Annotated in this window: 16 protein-coding genes; 3 read left to right on the plus strand and 13 right to left on the minus strand. The window is 44.5% G+C overall.

Translation table 11 applies throughout. The features are described from left to right. The first annotated feature begins 201 nt into the window (after positions 1-201). Complete coding sequence (gene rutR, locus BK026_RS11560) at positions 202-876, plus strand: HTH-type transcriptional regulator RutR (RefSeq protein WP_071815989.1); 675 nt, start codon at positions 202-204, stop codon at positions 874-876. Between the two features lie 87 nt (positions 877-963). Here the strand turns inward: rutR and BK026_RS11565 are convergent, their stop codons facing one another. Next, complete coding sequence (locus BK026_RS11565) at positions 964-1,635, minus strand: Crp/Fnr family transcriptional regulator (RefSeq protein ID WP_071815990.1); 672 nt, start codon at positions 1,633-1,635, stop codon at positions 964-966. Positions 1,636-1,721: 86 nt separating this feature from the next. On the opposite strand from BK026_RS11565, the gene BK026_RS11570 reads away from it, so the two are divergent. Then, a complete protein-coding gene (locus BK026_RS11570) occupies positions 1,722-2,627 on the plus strand; it encodes a sterol desaturase family protein (RefSeq protein ID WP_071815991.1) in 906 nt (301 codons plus the stop codon). 69 nt (positions 2,628-2,696) lie between these two features. Continuing rightward, positions 2,697-2,915, plus strand: coding sequence for a VF530 family DNA-binding protein (locus tag BK026_RS11575; RefSeq protein ID WP_071815992.1), 219 nt, complete (start codon positions 2,697-2,699; stop codon positions 2,913-2,915). Between the two features lie 39 nt (positions 2,916-2,954). Here the strand turns inward: BK026_RS11575 and BK026_RS11580 are convergent, their stop codons facing one another. From BK026_RS11580 to BK026_RS11635, 12 genes are all read right to left on the minus strand, one after another. Next, the gene (locus tag BK026_RS11580; RefSeq protein ID WP_071815993.1) at positions 2,955-3,845 is read right to left on the minus strand and encodes an MBL fold metallo-hydrolase; all 891 of its coding nucleotides are present in this window, start codon (positions 3,843-3,845) and stop codon (positions 2,955-2,957) included. 63 nt (positions 3,846-3,908) lie between these two features. Further along, positions 3,909-4,157, minus strand: coding sequence for a DUF1653 domain-containing protein (locus tag BK026_RS11585; protein WP_071815994.1), 249 nt, complete (start codon positions 4,155-4,157; stop codon positions 3,909-3,911). Between the two features lie 50 nt (positions 4,158-4,207). Next, on the minus strand, positions 4,208-5,281 hold the full coding sequence (gene dinB / locus BK026_RS11590; RefSeq protein ID WP_071815995.1) for a DNA polymerase IV: 1,074 nt from the start codon (positions 5,279-5,281) through the stop codon (positions 4,208-4,210). A gap of 276 nt (positions 5,282-5,557) precedes the next feature. Beyond that, positions 5,558-9,145 carry a VCBS repeat-containing protein gene (locus tag BK026_RS11595; protein ID WP_071815996.1) on the minus strand — a complete coding sequence of 1,196 codons (3,588 nt, stop codon included), beginning with the start codon at positions 9,143-9,145 and terminating at the stop codon, positions 5,558-5,560. Between the two features lie 320 nt (positions 9,146-9,465). Next, entirely contained in the window at positions 9,466-9,699 is a 234-nt protein-coding gene (nqrM, locus tag BK026_RS11600) for a (Na+)-NQR maturation NqrM (protein WP_014950791.1), read from the minus strand. A gap of 9 nt (positions 9,700-9,708) precedes the next feature. Then, complete coding sequence (locus BK026_RS11605; protein WP_071815997.1) at positions 9,709-10,734, minus strand: FAD:protein FMN transferase; 1,026 nt, start codon at positions 10,732-10,734, stop codon at positions 9,709-9,711. Positions 10,735-10,854: 120 nt separating this feature from the next. Then, entirely contained in the window at positions 10,855-12,087 is a 1,233-nt protein-coding gene (gene nqrF, locus BK026_RS11610; protein WP_071815998.1) for an NADH:ubiquinone reductase (Na(+)-transporting) subunit F, read from the minus strand. Between the two features lie 20 nt (positions 12,088-12,107). Then, positions 12,108-12,716: an NADH:ubiquinone reductase (Na(+)-transporting) subunit E gene (gene nqrE / locus BK026_RS11615; protein ID WP_014950794.1), complete on the minus strand. Its 609-nt coding sequence runs from the start codon at positions 12,714-12,716 to the stop codon at positions 12,108-12,110. A gap of 3 nt (positions 12,717-12,719) precedes the next feature. Beyond that, positions 12,720-13,352: an NADH:ubiquinone reductase (Na(+)-transporting) subunit D gene (locus tag BK026_RS11620; protein ID WP_014950795.1), complete on the minus strand. Its 633-nt coding sequence runs from the start codon at positions 13,350-13,352 to the stop codon at positions 12,720-12,722. Positions 13,353-13,362: 10 nt separating this feature from the next. Then, positions 13,363-14,127 carry a Na(+)-translocating NADH-quinone reductase subunit C gene (locus BK026_RS11625; RefSeq protein ID WP_014950796.1) on the minus strand — a complete coding sequence of 255 codons (765 nt, stop codon included), beginning with the start codon at positions 14,125-14,127 and terminating at the stop codon, positions 13,363-13,365. Beyond that, the gene (locus BK026_RS11630; protein WP_014950797.1) at positions 14,117-15,319 is read right to left on the minus strand and encodes an NADH:ubiquinone reductase (Na(+)-transporting) subunit B; all 1,203 of its coding nucleotides are present in this window, start codon (positions 15,317-15,319) and stop codon (positions 14,117-14,119) included. The genes BK026_RS11625 and BK026_RS11630 overlap by 11 nt, the downstream gene beginning before the upstream one ends. Positions 15,320-15,322: 3 nt before the next feature. Beyond that, positions 15,323-16,663: a Na(+)-translocating NADH-quinone reductase subunit A gene (locus BK026_RS11635; RefSeq protein ID WP_071817623.1), complete on the minus strand. Its 1,341-nt coding sequence runs from the start codon at positions 16,661-16,663 to the stop codon at positions 15,323-15,325. Positions 16,664-16,688 lie beyond the last annotated feature (25 nt).

Here is a 16,688-nt window from a genome sequence, read left to right on the forward strand (position 1 = left end):
GGCCAATTTATTAAATCTCTAATTTTCAACAACTTAAGAGTTATCGAAATTGAAATTAGACCCTTTGGTTCAATTTGGAACATCCAGTCCAGTGCAACTGAACTTAATTGGTGCATATTTGTGCAAATGGGTTTATAGGTGAGAAAACTGCGCGTAAACTATGCGCTAGATTGTAGAAATCCGGTTAAGAAGAATCGAGTAGTGAGCAAATCTGAAGACCAAGTAAATACAAAAACAGTAAGAGCATTTAGCCCTAAAACCCAAAAGCGGCGAGAAAAGGCGCTTCAAGAAAAGCGCACACGTATTATGGATGCAGCGCTATCTTTGTTTGCAAAAAACGGCGTTAACGGCACAACGGTAGAGCAAGTTTCTGAGTTAGCGAATGTCTCAAAAAGTAATTTATTGTATTACTTTAAAAGTAAAGAGGGTTTGTACTTATCGGTTATTACCCACCTTTTAGATGTGTGGTTAACGCCTCTTCAGAGCTTTTCAGCAGAACAAGACCCTATAGAAACCCTGAGCGACTACATTAAAGTAAAACTTGAAATGTCGAGGGACAATCCCGCTGAATCTAAGCTTTTTTGTATGGAAGTGGTACAAGGTGCCCCTCTTTTAATAAAGGAATTAGAAACGCCGCTCAAAACACTGCTGGACGCGAAAAGCGCCGTCATTATCGAATGGATTGAAGCGGGTAAGCTAAAGCCTGTTGATCCTATACACTTGATATTCAGCATTTGGGCCATTACTCAGCATTACGCCGATTTCAGCGTGCAGATCAAAGCCGTAACTGGTAAAGATTTAAGCGATCCCGCTTTCTTCGAGAGCACGCTAAGCAACATTCAGCACATTATTTTAGGCGGGCTAAAGCCAGCGTAATACTTGATGCATGAGTTGCCATGGGCGTGGAATAAATTTGAGGGAGGGTCTTTTGGCGCTCTCGCATGTGGAGGACATTAACCACTCTTACAATGGTAATAGTGACGAACTTTCTTTCAAAAAACCTTCCAGTCGCTCGACCTGGATAATTGCCACGCCCCCGTAGCGCTTTTCAATCAACTTTAAATCATACAGCTTCGTTAATGATTTATGTGCGGTAAGTACGGTAACGCCCAATCTTTCAGCATAATCGCTTTGCCTTAACGGTATAAAGACGTGCTTAGAGGTAAGATACGATTGATAAATTAGCTTAGCTAACTGGACGTGAGTGGGTAAGCGTCGAATATCATCCAACCTTTCCAGCGCCGAGTGAAGCTTTATTGCCAGTGACCGGGTGATGAATTCAGCAATCGCTGGATGTTGGCTTGTCAGAGAACGAAAAGCAGGTTCAGGTATTTGTAATACCTTACATTCCGTTAGCGCTTCAGCGTGATGCGTTCTTGCAAGTGATGCATACAATGTGAACTCGCCAAACGTATCTCCTCGTTGCAATACAGTAGTAATTTGATAACTGCCGTCCAGGCCATAATTACCAATCTTTACTTCTCCTGATACCACAACAGACAGCCCTTTGTTTTTACTTCCCCTATCGTGAATTGTCGCGGTAGCCGCATAGGTTCTTAGCGTTCCAAAAGGCAAACAAAGCGCGACGTATTCGTCAGGCATAATGGTTTGCTGTTTGCCGTGAATGTAAGACATGACATTCAAATCTATACAAGTATATATTCTTGCATGTTAACGCAATGTAAATTCACTCTCAACAATCTCTTGGTGGGAGTTATTACATGGGTTATCAATGGGCAATTTTAGCGGTTTTTATCACGTTTGCTTTGCTGGAAGCGAAGAACGGTAAGCTATTTAAAAAAGCGACAGAAGTGAGCGATGATGGAAAAGTAGAGCTCATAGGTACGTTACTTTTATTTATTGTAACCCAGCCACTGGTTCTCTTTTGTTCTGCAACAATGATGGCGTTGGCATTTCCTCAACTTCAGGGAATACTTGTAGATTCCCATGTTCTTGCGCACATAGCGCTACTTTTGATTTTCGATGACATGATGCAATATTGGTGGCATAGGCTTTCACATTCCACCCGATTTCTTTACAACTTACATAGAGCCCACCATAACGCTAAGTACATGAGCGTTCGCATTATTTACAGAAATAACTTTTTCTATTACCTGTTTATGCCTTCGCTATGGTTTTCCGGTGCACTGATTTACCTAGGATTGGGTTGGACCTATGCCTTTTACTTGGTGGTTAAACTTACCGTTATCACCGGCGCACACGCAGAGTGGAAATGGGACAAAACACTGTACAGTATTCGGTGGTTACATCCTGTAGCCTGGGTAATTGAGCGCACGATATCAACGCCTTCTACACATAGTGCGCATCATGGATTAAAAGCCGATGACGGCGTGACCAACTACAAAGGTAATTATGGAAATCTGTTGTTCTTCTGGGATGTGCTATTTGGTACCGCTAAGATCACCAGGCAGTATCCTGCACAATACGGTATTGAGGGGATGTTTTACGCCAACTGGAAAGAACAGCTTATTTGGCCGCTTTATAAAACACCGCGAAAGCCTAAAGTAGTGCAAAGTCCTTCAACGAAAGTGAACGATGCTAGCCAACCTTTGATACCGAACACAAAACAAATACCCACGAGTGAAACAATTGAAAGTAAAGCTTAGCGCATTGATACGCAGCAAGTGGGTTCGTGCTAGACTAGGGTCTTAATTTAGAACAAGCAGCGGCACTTTATGAATCAACAACCTAATAATCCCTTACATGGCTTAACGCTAGAGAAAATCGTCACGCAACTTCACGAGCGTTACGGATGGGATGGATTGTATTACCGCATCAAAGTGAACTGCTTTAATAACGATCCTTCGATTAAATCGTCTCTTAAGTTTCTTAGAAAGACCCAGTGGGCGCGAGACAAAGTAGAACAGCTCTATATTCAAACGTTTAGTGATTAGAATAGCGTAGCGTTTTACACTGACCCCATTATTTCTAGCCTAAGCGTCTTTGTAGAGTGTAGTTATCCACTTTTCTTCAGTAATAAAGTTCCAGCTCCAATCAGCCCACTTTTCATCTAAGCCCATCGCTTTAACTTCATCAAGGGTTTTGCCGTCTTGCTTGAGCGTCTTAACATAGTTAAAAGTTTCACTGATCATAGCTAAAAACGCGGTATATTCTTGCTTGTTACTAATGTCGCCGTGACCCGGAATAATAACCGTTTCGTCATTTATTTTTGCCAGCAACTGCTCTACCGATTCCATGTAGCCTTCTACATTGCCACCTGCACCTTGGTCAATGTAGGGAAAACGGCCATTGAAGAATAAGTCGCCCGTGTGCATAACGTTGGGTTGCTCAAACCACACTACACTATCGCCATCAGTGTGACCTACCGCTAAATGCATGACGTGAAGGGTCTCACCATTAAAGTAAATCTTAATTCCATCTTCATAGGTAATGGTTGGCAGCGCTTCCGGTTTTATCTTTTCATCGTTAGCAAGGCGTACACGCACATTCTCATGGGCAAGAATAGTTGCCCCCTTATGACTATGGAAAAATGCATTAGAACCTGTGTGATCGCCGTGATAATGCGTGTTTATCACATATTTAGGCTTATCGCTGCCTAGTTCACCAAGCTGTGCTGCTATTTTTTCAGCCAGTGGCGCAAATTGATCGTCGATGATAAGAACACCGTCTTCACCAGCTGATACGCCAATATTTCCACCTGCGCCTGTAAGCATGTGCACAGAGCCTTTTATCGCGGTTGCCTTTACTTCAACATCGGCGAACCTGTCTTGTGCATTTGCGGGATTAGCCGCTGAATAAATTAAAGGGCTAGTAGCTATAAACGCAGCCATAATGTGGGCGCTAAAACGAGGGGCAGTTTTCATTATTATTTCCTTGTAAGAAGCCTGTTTTAATAAGACCTCTTACACTATGACCTAATTTCACAATTAGATCATTTTTTCATCTTCAGGGATATCACCAACATAAGCAAAACGAGGAAGTGTCTCTCCGTCTTTTTCCACTGACTCTACAAACATACCCAGAGGGCGAACCCATAACGCTTTTTCGCCATAACACGGCCGATATACCACTAGCTTACTTTCGTCTTCTGAATGTGTAGCCACTTCATATACATCGTATAGATTACCTTTGTAGTGCTTATAGCGGCCGGGGGTTTTGAGTTGTTTTGAGTCCATAGTGACCTTCGAGATAAATGTTGCGTCAGAGAATAAGGCGCTAGTGTTAATTAAATCTGCTCAAAAGGCAAAACCAGCTGTTGTGTCGATTGGTCGGCTGCAAGACCAATATGTACGCCTACAAGACGGATGCCACGCCCTGTTGCTCGCTCGAAAGCTTCCTGCATTAGTGTGTGAAAATACGCTTCATTAAGCGCCGCGCTGCGGTGCTCAACAGTCGTTAGCTGAAAGTCGTTAAACTTAAGCTTTACGCCTTGGGTGCGAATACGCACAGGCTTGCCTGTGCGCTTTTTATGGTTTTCCATACGCTGCTGAAGCTTTTCAAACAAATGGGGCAAGAAGTCGATGCATTGCTCGATAGTGTGTATATCTTCATTTAGCGTGCGCTCTACACCTATAGACTTGCGCTCTCGCGATACCGACAATTCACGCTCATCAATACCATGAGCCCGTTCCCACAGTACACTACCGAACTTACCCAGTTCTTTTTGAATGCGCTCAAAAGGATACTGGCGAACATCGTTACAGGTATTAAGCCCCATACGCTGAAGCTTTTGCATAGTAACTTTGCCCACGCCTGGAATTTTCTTTAGCGGCATTTCGCGTACAAAGGCATCGAGATTATCGGGCGTGATCACACAAATGCCGTTGGGCTTGTTTTCGTCACTGGCTACTTTCGCCACGAATTTGCAAGGCGCGACCCCTGCTGAAGCGGTAAGACCTAACTCCCTTTCAATACGAGCGCGTATTTCTTCCGCAATTAACGTGGCACTGCCCCCACAAAACTCACTATTGGTCACGTCCAAATAGGCTTCATCTAATGATAGGGGCTCAATAAGGTCGGTGTAGTCTGCAAAAATCTTACGTATTTTTTGCGACTCGGCAGCGTATACATCCATACGCCCCTTTACGAGGGTTAGATTTGGACAAAGCTTTAAGGCATACGCTGTGGCCATAGCTGAGCGCACACCAAATTTGCGGGCAGGATAGTTGCAGGTAGAAATAACCCCACGACGGTCGGCACTGCCACCAATGGCAATAGGAATATCGCGCAAGGCTGGGTTGTCGCGCATTTCAACTGCGGCATAAAAACAATCCATGTCGACGTGGATAATTTTTCGCATTACCTGCCTTTGCTCTTAACGTGCTCACACGAGACTGTACAAAAAGACAGTATATTATCAATGGCGGTTAATTACACTATTTCGTTTTGAGATATCAATAAAATTAACGGAGTTCTAATTCCTTATAAAAGGCACATATTTAAACAAGTGTATTTTTTCACCGTGTGACCAGAACTAGAAGACCCAAAAAAAACGGCGATACACCAACATTGATGTGTCGCCGCTATACTAAAAAACGCCTCAGAACGGTATCGAAATGAGCGCAGATAGCGCTACTTACTCAGCGCGGCCTAACCAATACATTGCTCTTGTTGTAGCCATTAACACTTCAAGGTTTCCCTCGGACGATTTTCTCGTATGAAGCGAGTATTTGCGCGCAGAACCAATCAACGATGGGCTTTTCCAGATAGAGATCCCTTCAGCTGTCATTTCGCTGAGCTCTGAAACACCGTAATACTCCAAGTAATCATCGTCATTCGCGGAAGTCACGATGAGAGTTTGATTAGCGGAAGTCATCGGATTTGCTACCATGTCGATGATTGTCGTGTTGATACGAACGTCTGATGTTTTAGTCAAACTGGTGTCTGTAACGTCAAACAGAACGAGAGACTGGTTCTGATCGTTATAACAAGCAAGTTCTGTGGCAGCGTCGCTATCAGCGTTTATAAAGGTAAGACGCGTGCAAGAAGTATCAGTGCTGGCCAAAATTGAAAAACCTGATGTTGTTGGCGTAAGTAATTCAGTGATTTCGTCACCTAATGAAAGCGCCACATACACACTGCCATTCATCGCGACAATATCAAAGTCACGAAAGTACTGAGGCATAGTGTACGTAGCCAACATAACTTGATTCTTCACGTCCACCGCTTTTAACGTTCGACCATCAACATATACGGCATCATCGAAACCATCGTTATTAAAGTCGAATGCTTTAATAACTGAAACATCGTTCGAATAACTCCCTGTAATCTCATATTGAATAGAGAAATCATTTAATCGCATTGCAGCAAACGCGCCATCATAGGTTTGTGCAGTAGGTAGGAATAAATCACCGGCACCGTCATTGTTGTAATCGGTAGTTACAGCAATACCAGAGTTATCCCAGTTAGAAGAAACTTCTTCACTGGTGATGTAATTCCCGGTTTTCTCCATAAGTAAAACCTTGGAGCCGTCATAGCCGCTCCCCGTGCTCGGTACGAAGAAAACAGCGCGTTCGTCACCAGGATACAAATCTGCCCACCCAGCTGCATTAAAGCTATCTAGCTGATGCGTAGTCGCAGCGGTTTTAATTGTTGCAGAAGTGGCAGTGACATCAGCCGTTACGAGTAAATCTTCACCAGAATGTGTAGTACCGGTGCCCCATAACAGTTCATTAAGGCCGTCATTATCGGCATCGCCAAGGGTCAGCGAAGCAGAACCATGATCAACCATATCAATGCTAAATACTGAAGTAAGCGAATTATTAGACAACTTCATAGCGTGAATATTGCCCCATTGGCAGTCTCCAACGAGCAATACAGGATTACTATCTACGGTGAGCCTTCCTGCGCTAATGTCGCAAGTGTTAAAATTTTCAATACTCGTAATTTGAGATTTGTTTTGTGCTGAGTACACATAGATGTAAGACCAACTGTCTGCCCCTACAATTTCATCAATACCGTCGCCATTTATATCGGCAACAGCAATATGGCTACTACTGAAACCTGCTCCCAAGAACCATTGATTTTCACCAGTTTCCAAGTCGTAAACCAAACCAGAATTTGTAACGAGCTCTAAGTGAGTGTCGTTATCTACATTACCTAAAGCAATTTCATCTGTTTCTTCCGCGGTGAACGTAAACAATGGAGATTCGGGCGAACTCAGGTCAACCACTGCGATCTGATTGGTTTCGCCATAAGCATATGATGAATATAGGTAGGCTAATTCATCGTCACCATCGTTATCAATATCTCCAAGAACGGCGCTATGTATATAATTGTCGGTGGTAAACAGCGTGGTTGCCGGTACGTCAATGTCGGTAATTACGGATACACTGTTTTCAGATATCACTATAATGTCGGGGTAATCGTCGTTATCAAAATCTGTACTGAGAACTTGCTTTATTGTCCCACCTTGTTCGAGTAAGTAGGGATACATCCAAGTTTGGTTGTAGATGCCGTTTTGATAAGAGAGCAAGAACACGCGATTTGCAGAATCAGTTGAGAGAACTTCATTGTCACCATCGTGGTCAAAATCACCAACTACCATTGAATTGTTCAATTTAGGTACTTCAACTCCCGAACGAGCTAATTCTTGTACGTCATGATTAGTCACTGAGACATGGGTTTTGACGACTTCAGCACCATCTAAGCCTGTCGAAAAACCAAATGCATAAAGCTGAGTTTTAAATAATTGACTTGTCGGTACTTGCCAGTTGATCACCCCTTCATCATTAATGGTCGCCCCAGAAGGCGCAGACACCAATGTGGGAGCCCCTTGATTGTCGCCAAGATCGGGGTCAGACACAGAAGCCTTAAATTCAACATATTCCCCAGGGGAAACAGCTTCAGGTAAATTTTCGAGCACTACTTCTGCCGGGGCGTCCGACAACACAATGGAAGTGCGATCTGATTCTACAGTGTTGGCGCTATCAGAAATAACCATAGACACTTCTAGTACATCGTTAAAGACAGCCCGGTAGGCTGGAAAGGTATCCCCTACAACGTCTTCTACCAAGTTACCGTTGAGATACCAGCGGTAACTGACGGATAAATCTTCGTCCTCTGTATCGCTATCGTAATAATATCCCCCGCTAACGGTTATGGGTGTCGTTGTATTCACTATCTCATCAGGGTAAAAGCCAGGTGCATTTACAATGGGTGGAGCAGACATATCTGCAATGGCGACGAGGTTTCTGCCTGCTAAGTTACCGCTAATTAAATCGTCAGCATCGACCAAAAATGTACCTATGTCATAGTTACCGTCGTTATCTGAATCTTCCAAATAGCGAATAAAACCATCCTCAAACAAAAACGATGAGGTTTTGTTACCCGCTATAATAACTTCTCCCCTGTACATATATGGCGAAAAATATTCAGGGCTATCTGCCTCAATAACAAGTTTACCTTTAGAGCCAACGTAGAAGTCAACTTCAGCATGATTAACGGAGTCATAAGAATATTCAGATATATTGAAATTGCCTTCCAATTTGTACTGCTCAGAGCCAATGGTTAATGCGACGTGTTGGCTTGTGTCCGCTTCATAGCTACCGTTAGTTTGGTTAAACCCTTCATCAACTGAGACAACGCCCGACAAAGTATAAGGCGTACCTTCGTAAGTCCATGTTAGCTTATCGATAAACAAACTGTATTTCACCGCGTTCTCTGACACGCTTTCGATAGCGATAGCCGTTGATCCGGAAATAGCTGCACCGTTGCTATATAACCAACAGTTTTGGTAATTCATGGCGATGATACCGGTGGAGGAATCTGACACCTTACCGTCATAAGCAACGCTACCACCTTGGTCACAAGTGTATGTTTTCTTTATCGCGCCATTAATAACGTCATCAGTGAAGTCCTGCTCTGCCAGTTCTGGCAAAGTCATAACAGAATCATTGAAAAGTAAATTGAACGCCTGTTGAGCTAACGTCAGATCTACTTGTGCATCGGTTGTTTTGCCTTTGTATTGGGCGTTTGCAATTGTTTTTGCTGCGGTGTTGAGACGCGACACATCGTAGTCTTTAGCGTTTTTTATAATGGTAGATGACGAAACCGAGGAGGAACCGCCGTTTGCCGGCCCCGCAGAGTCAGAACCTCCGCCTCCACAAGCGGCTAATGTTAATGCGACTACACTGATAGTCCCGAGGCGTATACTGCGTGCCATAGCTCTTCCTTGATGTGCTGATGTTGATGTTTGTAATTGTTCGAGCGTTAAATTTAGCTTAAATCTGTATGTGGAGCAACGATACAAAAGGTGGGTATATCAAAATCTTAATAAATGAGAGTCTCTCAAATTTTCACTTTTATATAGAGCGACTCATCTCGACTGGTGCCGCACCAGGTTGCCCTAAATCAGCGTCATGTATGCACGTCCGCATAGATACGCAGAATCGTTAAAGCATTGTTTTTACAATATATAGTAAAAAGCGCCGTCGAAGTTCTCAAACAGCGCTTTTTACACTTAAGCAAACAATAGTTTCAGCATTACAAAATTTGGTTTTGCTTCCACTCGTTTAGCTTTTTTTGACGGGCTTCTTCTTTTTCCATACGTGACTTTTTGCGGTCACAAGGTTCAGGGCAGTCACAGGCTTTTTCAATACCTAGTGCACCTAAGCCACCGCAGCTTCCAGAGATTGATTTTTTCTGAAAAAGGTAACCTACGGCCATCGCCAGTACCATTGTTAGAAAGAAACCAAAAGCAAGGATAAATGTAGACATTGCTACCCCCTAATTATGAACTGTGACCAGTTTATCAAATTCTGGCGACGCATACTCTTCAAATCCGTCTTCTGTGCGACGAATGAGAAATACAGCAAGTTGTTCTTGCTCTGCAACTGCTATTGCTTGTCCCCACCCCATCACATTAAACGCTGTTGCCAAGCCATCAGACGTCATCGACGAAGGGTGGACAACGGTGACCGACACCAAGTTGTGTGAAATTGGTTTGCCCGTTGTGGGGTCGATTAGATGCGAATAACGAACGCCGTCTTCTTCGTAATAGTTGCGATAGTCACCTGATGTAGCAACCGCGTTTTCTCCTATTGAGACAACTTTTTGAACAGCACGTTCAGTGGTAACTGGCTTTTCAATGGCAATCAGCCACTCACTGCCGTCGCCACGTTCACCTTTCACACGCATTTCACCACCTATTTCTACAAGGTAGTTTTCAATGTTGTGGTTTTCAAGGATCTCCGCCACTTCATCAACGCCAAAACCTTTTGCAATAGTCGACAGGTCGACATAAAGCATTGGGTGACTTTTCTTTAAGCCTGTAGGCGTGGTTGACAGCTTCTTATAACCCACATATTCGCGAATATCGTCGATGTCTGTCTGGCTTGGTACTTTTTCAGGGCGCTTAGTTGGGCCAAACCCCCACAAATTAACCAATGGGCCAACGGTAACATCAAGTACACCGCCACTAAGATTAGCCAAGCGCAGCGCTTCATTTACCACGGTTAACGTATCTGGCGACACGGCGAAATTGTCGGTGTAGCGATATTGATTGAACCTTGATAGTTCTGACGTTGGGTCGTAAGTAGACATCATCTTGTTAACCTCAACAAGACGGGCATCTATTTCAGCTTGCAAGCCTTCTACCGGCATTTCAGCTACAAGGTATTTTACATTGTAGGTTGTGCCCATTGTCTGCCCTTGCAGGTGTACTACAGGCGTTTTTTCGTCGCTACAGCTTGCGAGTAGTAGAATACCTACCGCAACAAAGGCGAGGAATATTCGAATAGCAAATCGAATCACGATGTTGTCCTTAGCTAATATGCACAAAACGAAACGGGTATTATGTGCATTATGCGTTTTGCTTCAACGAAAAAGGGGCTTACGCCCCTTTTAATATGCTTGAGTTTTTAAGCGAGTAGCTTAGCCACCGAAGTCATCTAGCATGATGTTTTCGTCCTCAACACCTAAATCTTTAAGCATGTTGATTACGGCCGCGTTCATCATAGGTGGTCCACACATGTAGAACTCACAGTCTTCTGGTGCAGGGTGATCTTTCAAGTAGTTCTCAAGAAGTACTTGGTGAATGAACCCTGTGTAACCTTCCCAGTTGTCCTCTGGCTGAGGATCAGAAAGTGCTACGTGCCACTCAAAGTTATCGTTTTCTGCTGCTAACTCATCGAAGTCTTCTGTATAGAACATTTCACGAAGTGAACGTGCACCGTACCAGAAGCTCATCTTACGCTTAGACTTAAGGCGACGAAGCTGATCGAAGATGTGTGAACGCATTGGGGCCATACCAGCACCACCACCTACGAATACCATTTCGTTTTCAGTTTCTTTCGCGAAGAATTCACCGAATGGACCAGAGATAGTCGCTTTGTCACCTTCTTTCAGGCTCCAAATATACGATGACATTTTACCCGCAGGTAGGCTTAGGTTATTAGGTGGCGGCGTAGCAATACGCACGTTCAACATAATAATGCCTTCTTCTTCTGGGTAGTTCGCCATTGAGTAAGCACGAATAGTCTCTTCGTCTACTTTAGACTCGATGTCGAAGAAGCCAAAACGCTCCCAGTCACCGCGGTATTCTTCAGGAATATCGAACTCTTTGTACTTAACGTGGTGCGCTGGCGCTTCAATCTGAATATAACCACCTGCACGGAAAGGTACACTTTCACCATTAGGAATTTTAAGCTTCAGTTCTTTGATGAAGGTTGCTTTGTTATCGTTAGAGATAACTTCACAATCCCACTTCTTAACACCAAATACCGACTCTTCAAGCTCGATCTCCATGTCTTGCTTAATAGCAACCTGACATGAAAGACGGCAGCCTTCGCGTGCTTCACCTTTAGTGATGTGGTCTAGTTCAGTTGGAAGAATTTCACCACCACCTGAGTGTACGTCTACACGACACTGGCCACATGAGCCACCGCCACCACAAGCAGAAGATACGAAGTAACCTGCGTCAGCTAGTGCACCAAGAAGCTTGCCACCCGGTGCTGTTTTGATTGCCTTATCTGGGTCACCATTGATAGTGATAGTAACATCACCGCTTGGTACCAATTTAGACTTGGCAAACATGATAATAAATACCAGCGCTAGAACGATGGCAATGAACATGCCTACGCCTAGATATATTTCTACATTATTCATTTATATGCTCCCGAGCTCTATTACAGCTGAATACCAGTGAATGACTGGAAGCCAAGTGCCATTAGGCCAGCGATCATGAATACAGAACCAAGACCACGAACACCATCAGGCATGTCAGCATACTTCAGCTTTTCACGTACTGCCGCTAGCAACACAATTGCTAGTGCCCAGCCCATACCACTACCAACGCCGTAAACGATGCTTTCAGTGAAGTTGTATTCACGCTGTACCGCAAACGCCACACCACCGAAGATTGCACAGTTAACGGTAATTAGCGGAAGGAAGATACCTAGTGCGTTGTAAAGCGCAGGGAAGAACTTGTCTAAGCTCATCTCTAGAATCTGTACCAACGCCGCGATAACACCGATAAACGTTAGGAAGTTAAGGAAGCTTAGGTCAGCTTCTGGGAAACCTGCCCATGCTAGTGCGCCTGGAGCAAGAATGTTTACATAAATAACTTGGTTAACCGGTACAGAGATACCTAGTACCACGATAACTGCAACACCAAGACCCATAGCAGTTTTAACTTTCTTAGATACCGCTAGGAATGTACACATACCCAAGAAAAGTGATAACGCCATGTTCTCAACGAAAATTGAGCGAACAAATAACGACAAATAATGTTCCATGACTTACTCCTTAGGCTCTACTTGCTCTGGACGGATAGTACGGATAAACCAAATCATACCGCCGATTAAGAAGAATGAGCTGAATGGTAGGATTAACAAACCGTTACCCTGATACCAGCCACCGTTTTGAACCAGTGGAAGGATTTCGAAACCTAAAATAGTACCGAAACCAAATAGCTCTTTAATTGTACCAATAACAATTAGAATGAAAGAGTAACCCAAGCCGTTACCAATACCATCAAGGAAGCTCATCAGAGGTGGGCTCTTCATGGCGTAAGCTTCAGCACGACCCATTACGATACAGTTAGTAATAATCAGACCAACGAATACCGACAGCTGCTTCGATATTTCATACGAATACGCTTTCAGAATTTGGTCAACAACGATTACCAACGATGCAATGATGGTCATCTGGATAATAATTCGAACGCTAGATGGGATCTGGTTACGAATTAGTGAAATAAACAAGTTTGAGAACGCTACAACGCTTGTAAGCGCAAGCGACATTACCAATGCTGTTTCCAGCTTAGTGGTAATTGCCAGTGCTGAACAGATACCCAATACCTGTAGGGCGATCGGGTTGTTGTCCAGGATTGGCCCAAAGAGGGCCTTTTTCATTTCTTTAGTATCTGCCATGAGACTTCCCTTATGAACGCCATGCTTGGTTCTTCAGGAACTGGCCGAAGCCTTGCTCGCCTACCCAGTAACGAATGGTGTTTTCAACACCGTTGCTGGTTAGGGTTGCACCTGAAAGCGCATCGATAGTGTGAGGATTGCTAGGGTTAGCATTTTTCACTACGCGAATAGCAACTTCACCATTCTCGTAAAGCTCTTTGCCGTCCCATTTGTCCTGCCAAGCAGGGTTTTGCACTTCACCACCTAGTCCTGGCGTTTCTTTTTGCTGATAGTAAATGAGCTCGCGAACCGTTTGGCCGTCTGCGTCTACCGCTAAGAAACCGTACATAAGATCCCAAAGGCCGCTGCCGTGTACAGGAAGGATGATACGAGATACATCACCTGCGTCGTCGCGAACTAAGTAAACACTTGCCACGTTAGGGCGGCGTTGGAAACCAACATTGCTGTTAGTTACCTTAGTGCTGTACTCAGTTTCTTTGGCTGCTTTATACATATCGTAATCTGGCTTAGGCGCTTCTACGAAAGTACCCTCGTCAAGATTAACAAAACGCTGTTCTACTCGCTCGCTGTACGTGCTTTCAATTGCGCTATTGCTCATGCCCATTTCATAAAGGCCTGCAGCATTAAGAATGTTGCTCTTTTTATCTAGAGCTGCGTTTGTTTGCTGTAGCGAGCGAAGGCCAACAGCCGCGCCAGAAACAACAATTGAACAAACTAAACATACGGCAACAACAATACCTACCGTCTTGCCTAAAGATTCTTTCTTAGCCGACACGTGCTACCCTCCGCTTGATATTGCTTTGTGCGACGAAATAGTCGAACAGTGGCGCCCACAAGTTAGCAAATAGAATTGCTAGCATTACACCTTCTGGGAAGGCTGGGTTAAGGACGCGGATTAGTACCGTCATAAAACCAATGAAGATACCGTAAGCCCACTTACCTTGGTTTGTGAACGACGCAGATACTGGGTCTGTCGCCATAAAGAACATACCAAAAGCAAGACCACCAACAACAAAGTGCCAATGAGCAGGCATTGCAAACATAGGGTTAGTATCGCTGCCGATTAGGTTTAGCAAGGTTGCGAAGAACGCCACACCAATTGCTACACCAGCAACAATGCGCCAGCTTGCTATACGCATGTACATGATGAACAAGCCACCAAGAATGATAGCAAGGGTAGACACCTCACCCGCTGAACCTGAAATAGTACCGATGAAGCTGTTCATCCACTGATCCATGTTCGCGTAATCAAGGTTGCCAGAAGCCGCTTGGCTTAGAGACGTTGCACCAGAATAGCCATCTGCCGCTACCCATACTTGGTCACCTGAAATTTGTGCAGGATACGCAAAGTAAAGGAATGCACGACCAGACAATGCTGGGTTAAGGAAGTTACGACCTGTACCACCGAATACTTCTTTAGCAATAACAACACCGAAGGTAATACCTAGTGCAACTTGCCATAGAGGAATAGTAGCTGGAAGTGTTAGTGCGAACAGAACTGATGTAACAAAGAAACCTTCGTTAACTTCGTGTTTGCGCACAGACGCAAATAATACTTCCCAGAAACCACCTACCGCAAACGTAACTGCGTAGATTGGCAACCAGAAACATGCGCCGTAGAAGAACAGACCTAGTGTGCCCGCATTTGCCAAGTCACCGCCAAGTGCAGCGAATAGGCCTGCTTGCCACGTATCAGGTAATGTACCTGCACCAGCAGCGATTGCTTCTTGCGCTTGGAAACCAATGTTATACATACCAAAGAACATAGCTGGGAATGTTGCCATCCATACCATGATCATGATGCGCTTAAGGTCAATGCTGTCACGCACGTGCGTGTTAGCTTTGTTTACTTTACCTGGGGTGTAGAAAATGGTCGCCGCAGCTTCGTAAAGCGCATACCACTTTTCATGCTTACCACCTGGTTCGAAGTTTGGTTCGATCTTTTCTAAATACGCTTTTAAACCCATGACTTAACCCTCTTTCTCTATCGTGGTCAAACAGTCGCGTAAGATAGGAGCGTAGTTGTATTTGCCAGGGCATACATAAGTACACAATGCCAAATCTTCTTCGTCCAATTCTAAGCAACCCAACGTCTGAGCACCGTCAGTATCACCAGAAATCAGGTCCCTAAGCAGAAGCGTAGGAATGATATCTAGGGGCATAACGCGTTCGTAATTACCAATTGGAACCATAGAACGTTCAGAACCATTGGTAGTTGTTGTCATATCAAATTTCTTGTTGCCACTTAGGTGACCTAAGTAAGCACGAGTCACTGAGTGCTTATCTGAACCTGGAGTGATCCAGCCAAATAGCTTTTTCTCGCGACCTTCTTTTAGTAGTGAAACTTGGGTGTGGAAACGGCCAAGGAAGCCGTGAACGCCCATCGCTGTTGTACCGCTAAGTACAGAGCCAGAGATAACACGCACTTCACCGTCTACTTGCTCGTTTGCAGTAAGTTCGGTCAAATCTGCGCCTATTACAGTTCGCACTAGGCGTGGATTGGTTGCAGCGGGACCCGCAAGTGAAATAACACGACGGTTATCTAGCTCGCCAGAGGTCAGCAATGCACCAATTGCCATAACGTCTTGGTAGTTGATGTGCCAAACCGTTTTGTTCATGCCAGCAGAATCAAGGAAGTGGATGTGAGTACCCGGTAGGCCCGCAGGGTGAGGACCACCAAATTCTTCAACATCAACTGCCGCATCGCCAGTAGCAACTGAAGCACCTGCCGCTTTACAAACGTAAGTCTTGCCGCCGCTCAATTGCGTTAACGCTTTAAGACCATTTACGAAATCGTCTTGGCGCTCAGCAATAATCACAGCAGGATCTGCTGCTAGTGGATTAGTATCCATTGCTGTAACAAAAATTGAACTTGGAACAGAGTCCAGCTGTGGAGATTTGCTGAATGGACGTGTGCGTAACGCTGTCCACATGCCTGACTCTACAAGGATTGACTGAAGCTGCTCACGTGTTGCGCTCGCGATCTGGTCAGCTGCAATTTTATCAAATGACACAGCATCACTGCCGTTCATTTTGATAACTACAGACTGAAGAACACGTTTTGCACCACGGTTAACCTCTACCACTTCACCCGCTGCTGGCGCAGTGAATTTAACGCCAGGGTTCTTTTTGTCTTCAAAAAGAACCTGACCTTTTTTCACTACATCGCCAACTTGGACGTGCATGGTAGGGCGCATACCCACATATTCTTCTCCCAGAATGGCAACGCGCGTTGCAGCAGATGCATCAGCAATCTCCTGCTTTGGCGCTCCCTCAATTGGGAGGTCGAGACCTTTCTTGATTTTTATCATATGTAATTGCACTACTCTAATAGAA

The organism is Alteromonas sp. V450 (assembly GCF_001885075.1).
Taxonomy (GTDB): Bacteria; Pseudomonadota; Gammaproteobacteria; order Enterobacterales; family Alteromonadaceae; genus Alteromonas.

Bases quoted from the DNA above. Each gene is read 5' to 3' on its own strand.
- BK026_RS11565 (WP_071815990.1), bottom strand. From the start codon at position 1,635: ATGTCTTACATTCACGGCAAACAGCAAACCATTATGCCTGACGAATAC.
- nqrE (WP_014950794.1), bottom strand. From the start codon at position 12,716: ATGGAACATTATTTGTCGTTATTTGTTCGCTCAATTTTCGTTGAGAAC.
- dinB (WP_071815995.1), bottom strand. From the start codon at position 5,281: ATGCGAAAAATTATCCACGTCGACATGGATTGTTTTTATGCCGCAGTT.
- BK026_RS11570 (WP_071815991.1), top strand. From the start codon at position 1,722: ATGGGTTATCAATGGGCAATTTTAGCGGTTTTTATCACGTTTGCTTTG.
- BK026_RS11575 (WP_071815992.1), top strand. From the start codon at position 2,697: ATGAATCAACAACCTAATAATCCCTTACATGGCTTAACGCTAGAGAAA.
- BK026_RS11595 (WP_071815996.1), bottom strand. From the start codon at position 9,145: ATGGCACGCAGTATACGCCTCGGGACTATCAGTGTAGTCGCATTAACA.
- BK026_RS11635 (WP_071817623.1), bottom strand. From the start codon at position 16,663: ATGATAAAAATCAAGAAAGGTCTCGACCTCCCAATTGAGGGAGCGCCA.
- BK026_RS11620 (WP_014950795.1), bottom strand. From the start codon at position 13,352: ATGGCAGATACTAAAGAAATGAAAAAGGCCCTCTTTGGGCCAATCCTG.
- nqrF (WP_071815998.1), bottom strand. From the start codon at position 12,087: ATGAATAATGTAGAAATATATCTAGGCGTAGGCATGTTCATTGCCATC.
- nqrM (WP_014950791.1), bottom strand. From the start codon at position 9,699: ATGTCTACATTTATCCTTGCTTTTGGTTTCTTTCTAACAATGGTACTG.
- BK026_RS11585 (WP_071815994.1), bottom strand. From the start codon at position 4,157: ATGGACTCAAAACAACTCAAAACCCCCGGCCGCTATAAGCACTACAAA.
- BK026_RS11580 (WP_071815993.1), bottom strand. From the start codon at position 3,845: ATGAAAACTGCCCCTCGTTTTAGCGCCCACATTATGGCTGCGTTTATA.
- BK026_RS11630 (WP_014950797.1), bottom strand. From the start codon at position 15,319: ATGGGTTTAAAAGCGTATTTAGAAAAGATCGAACCAAACTTCGAACCA.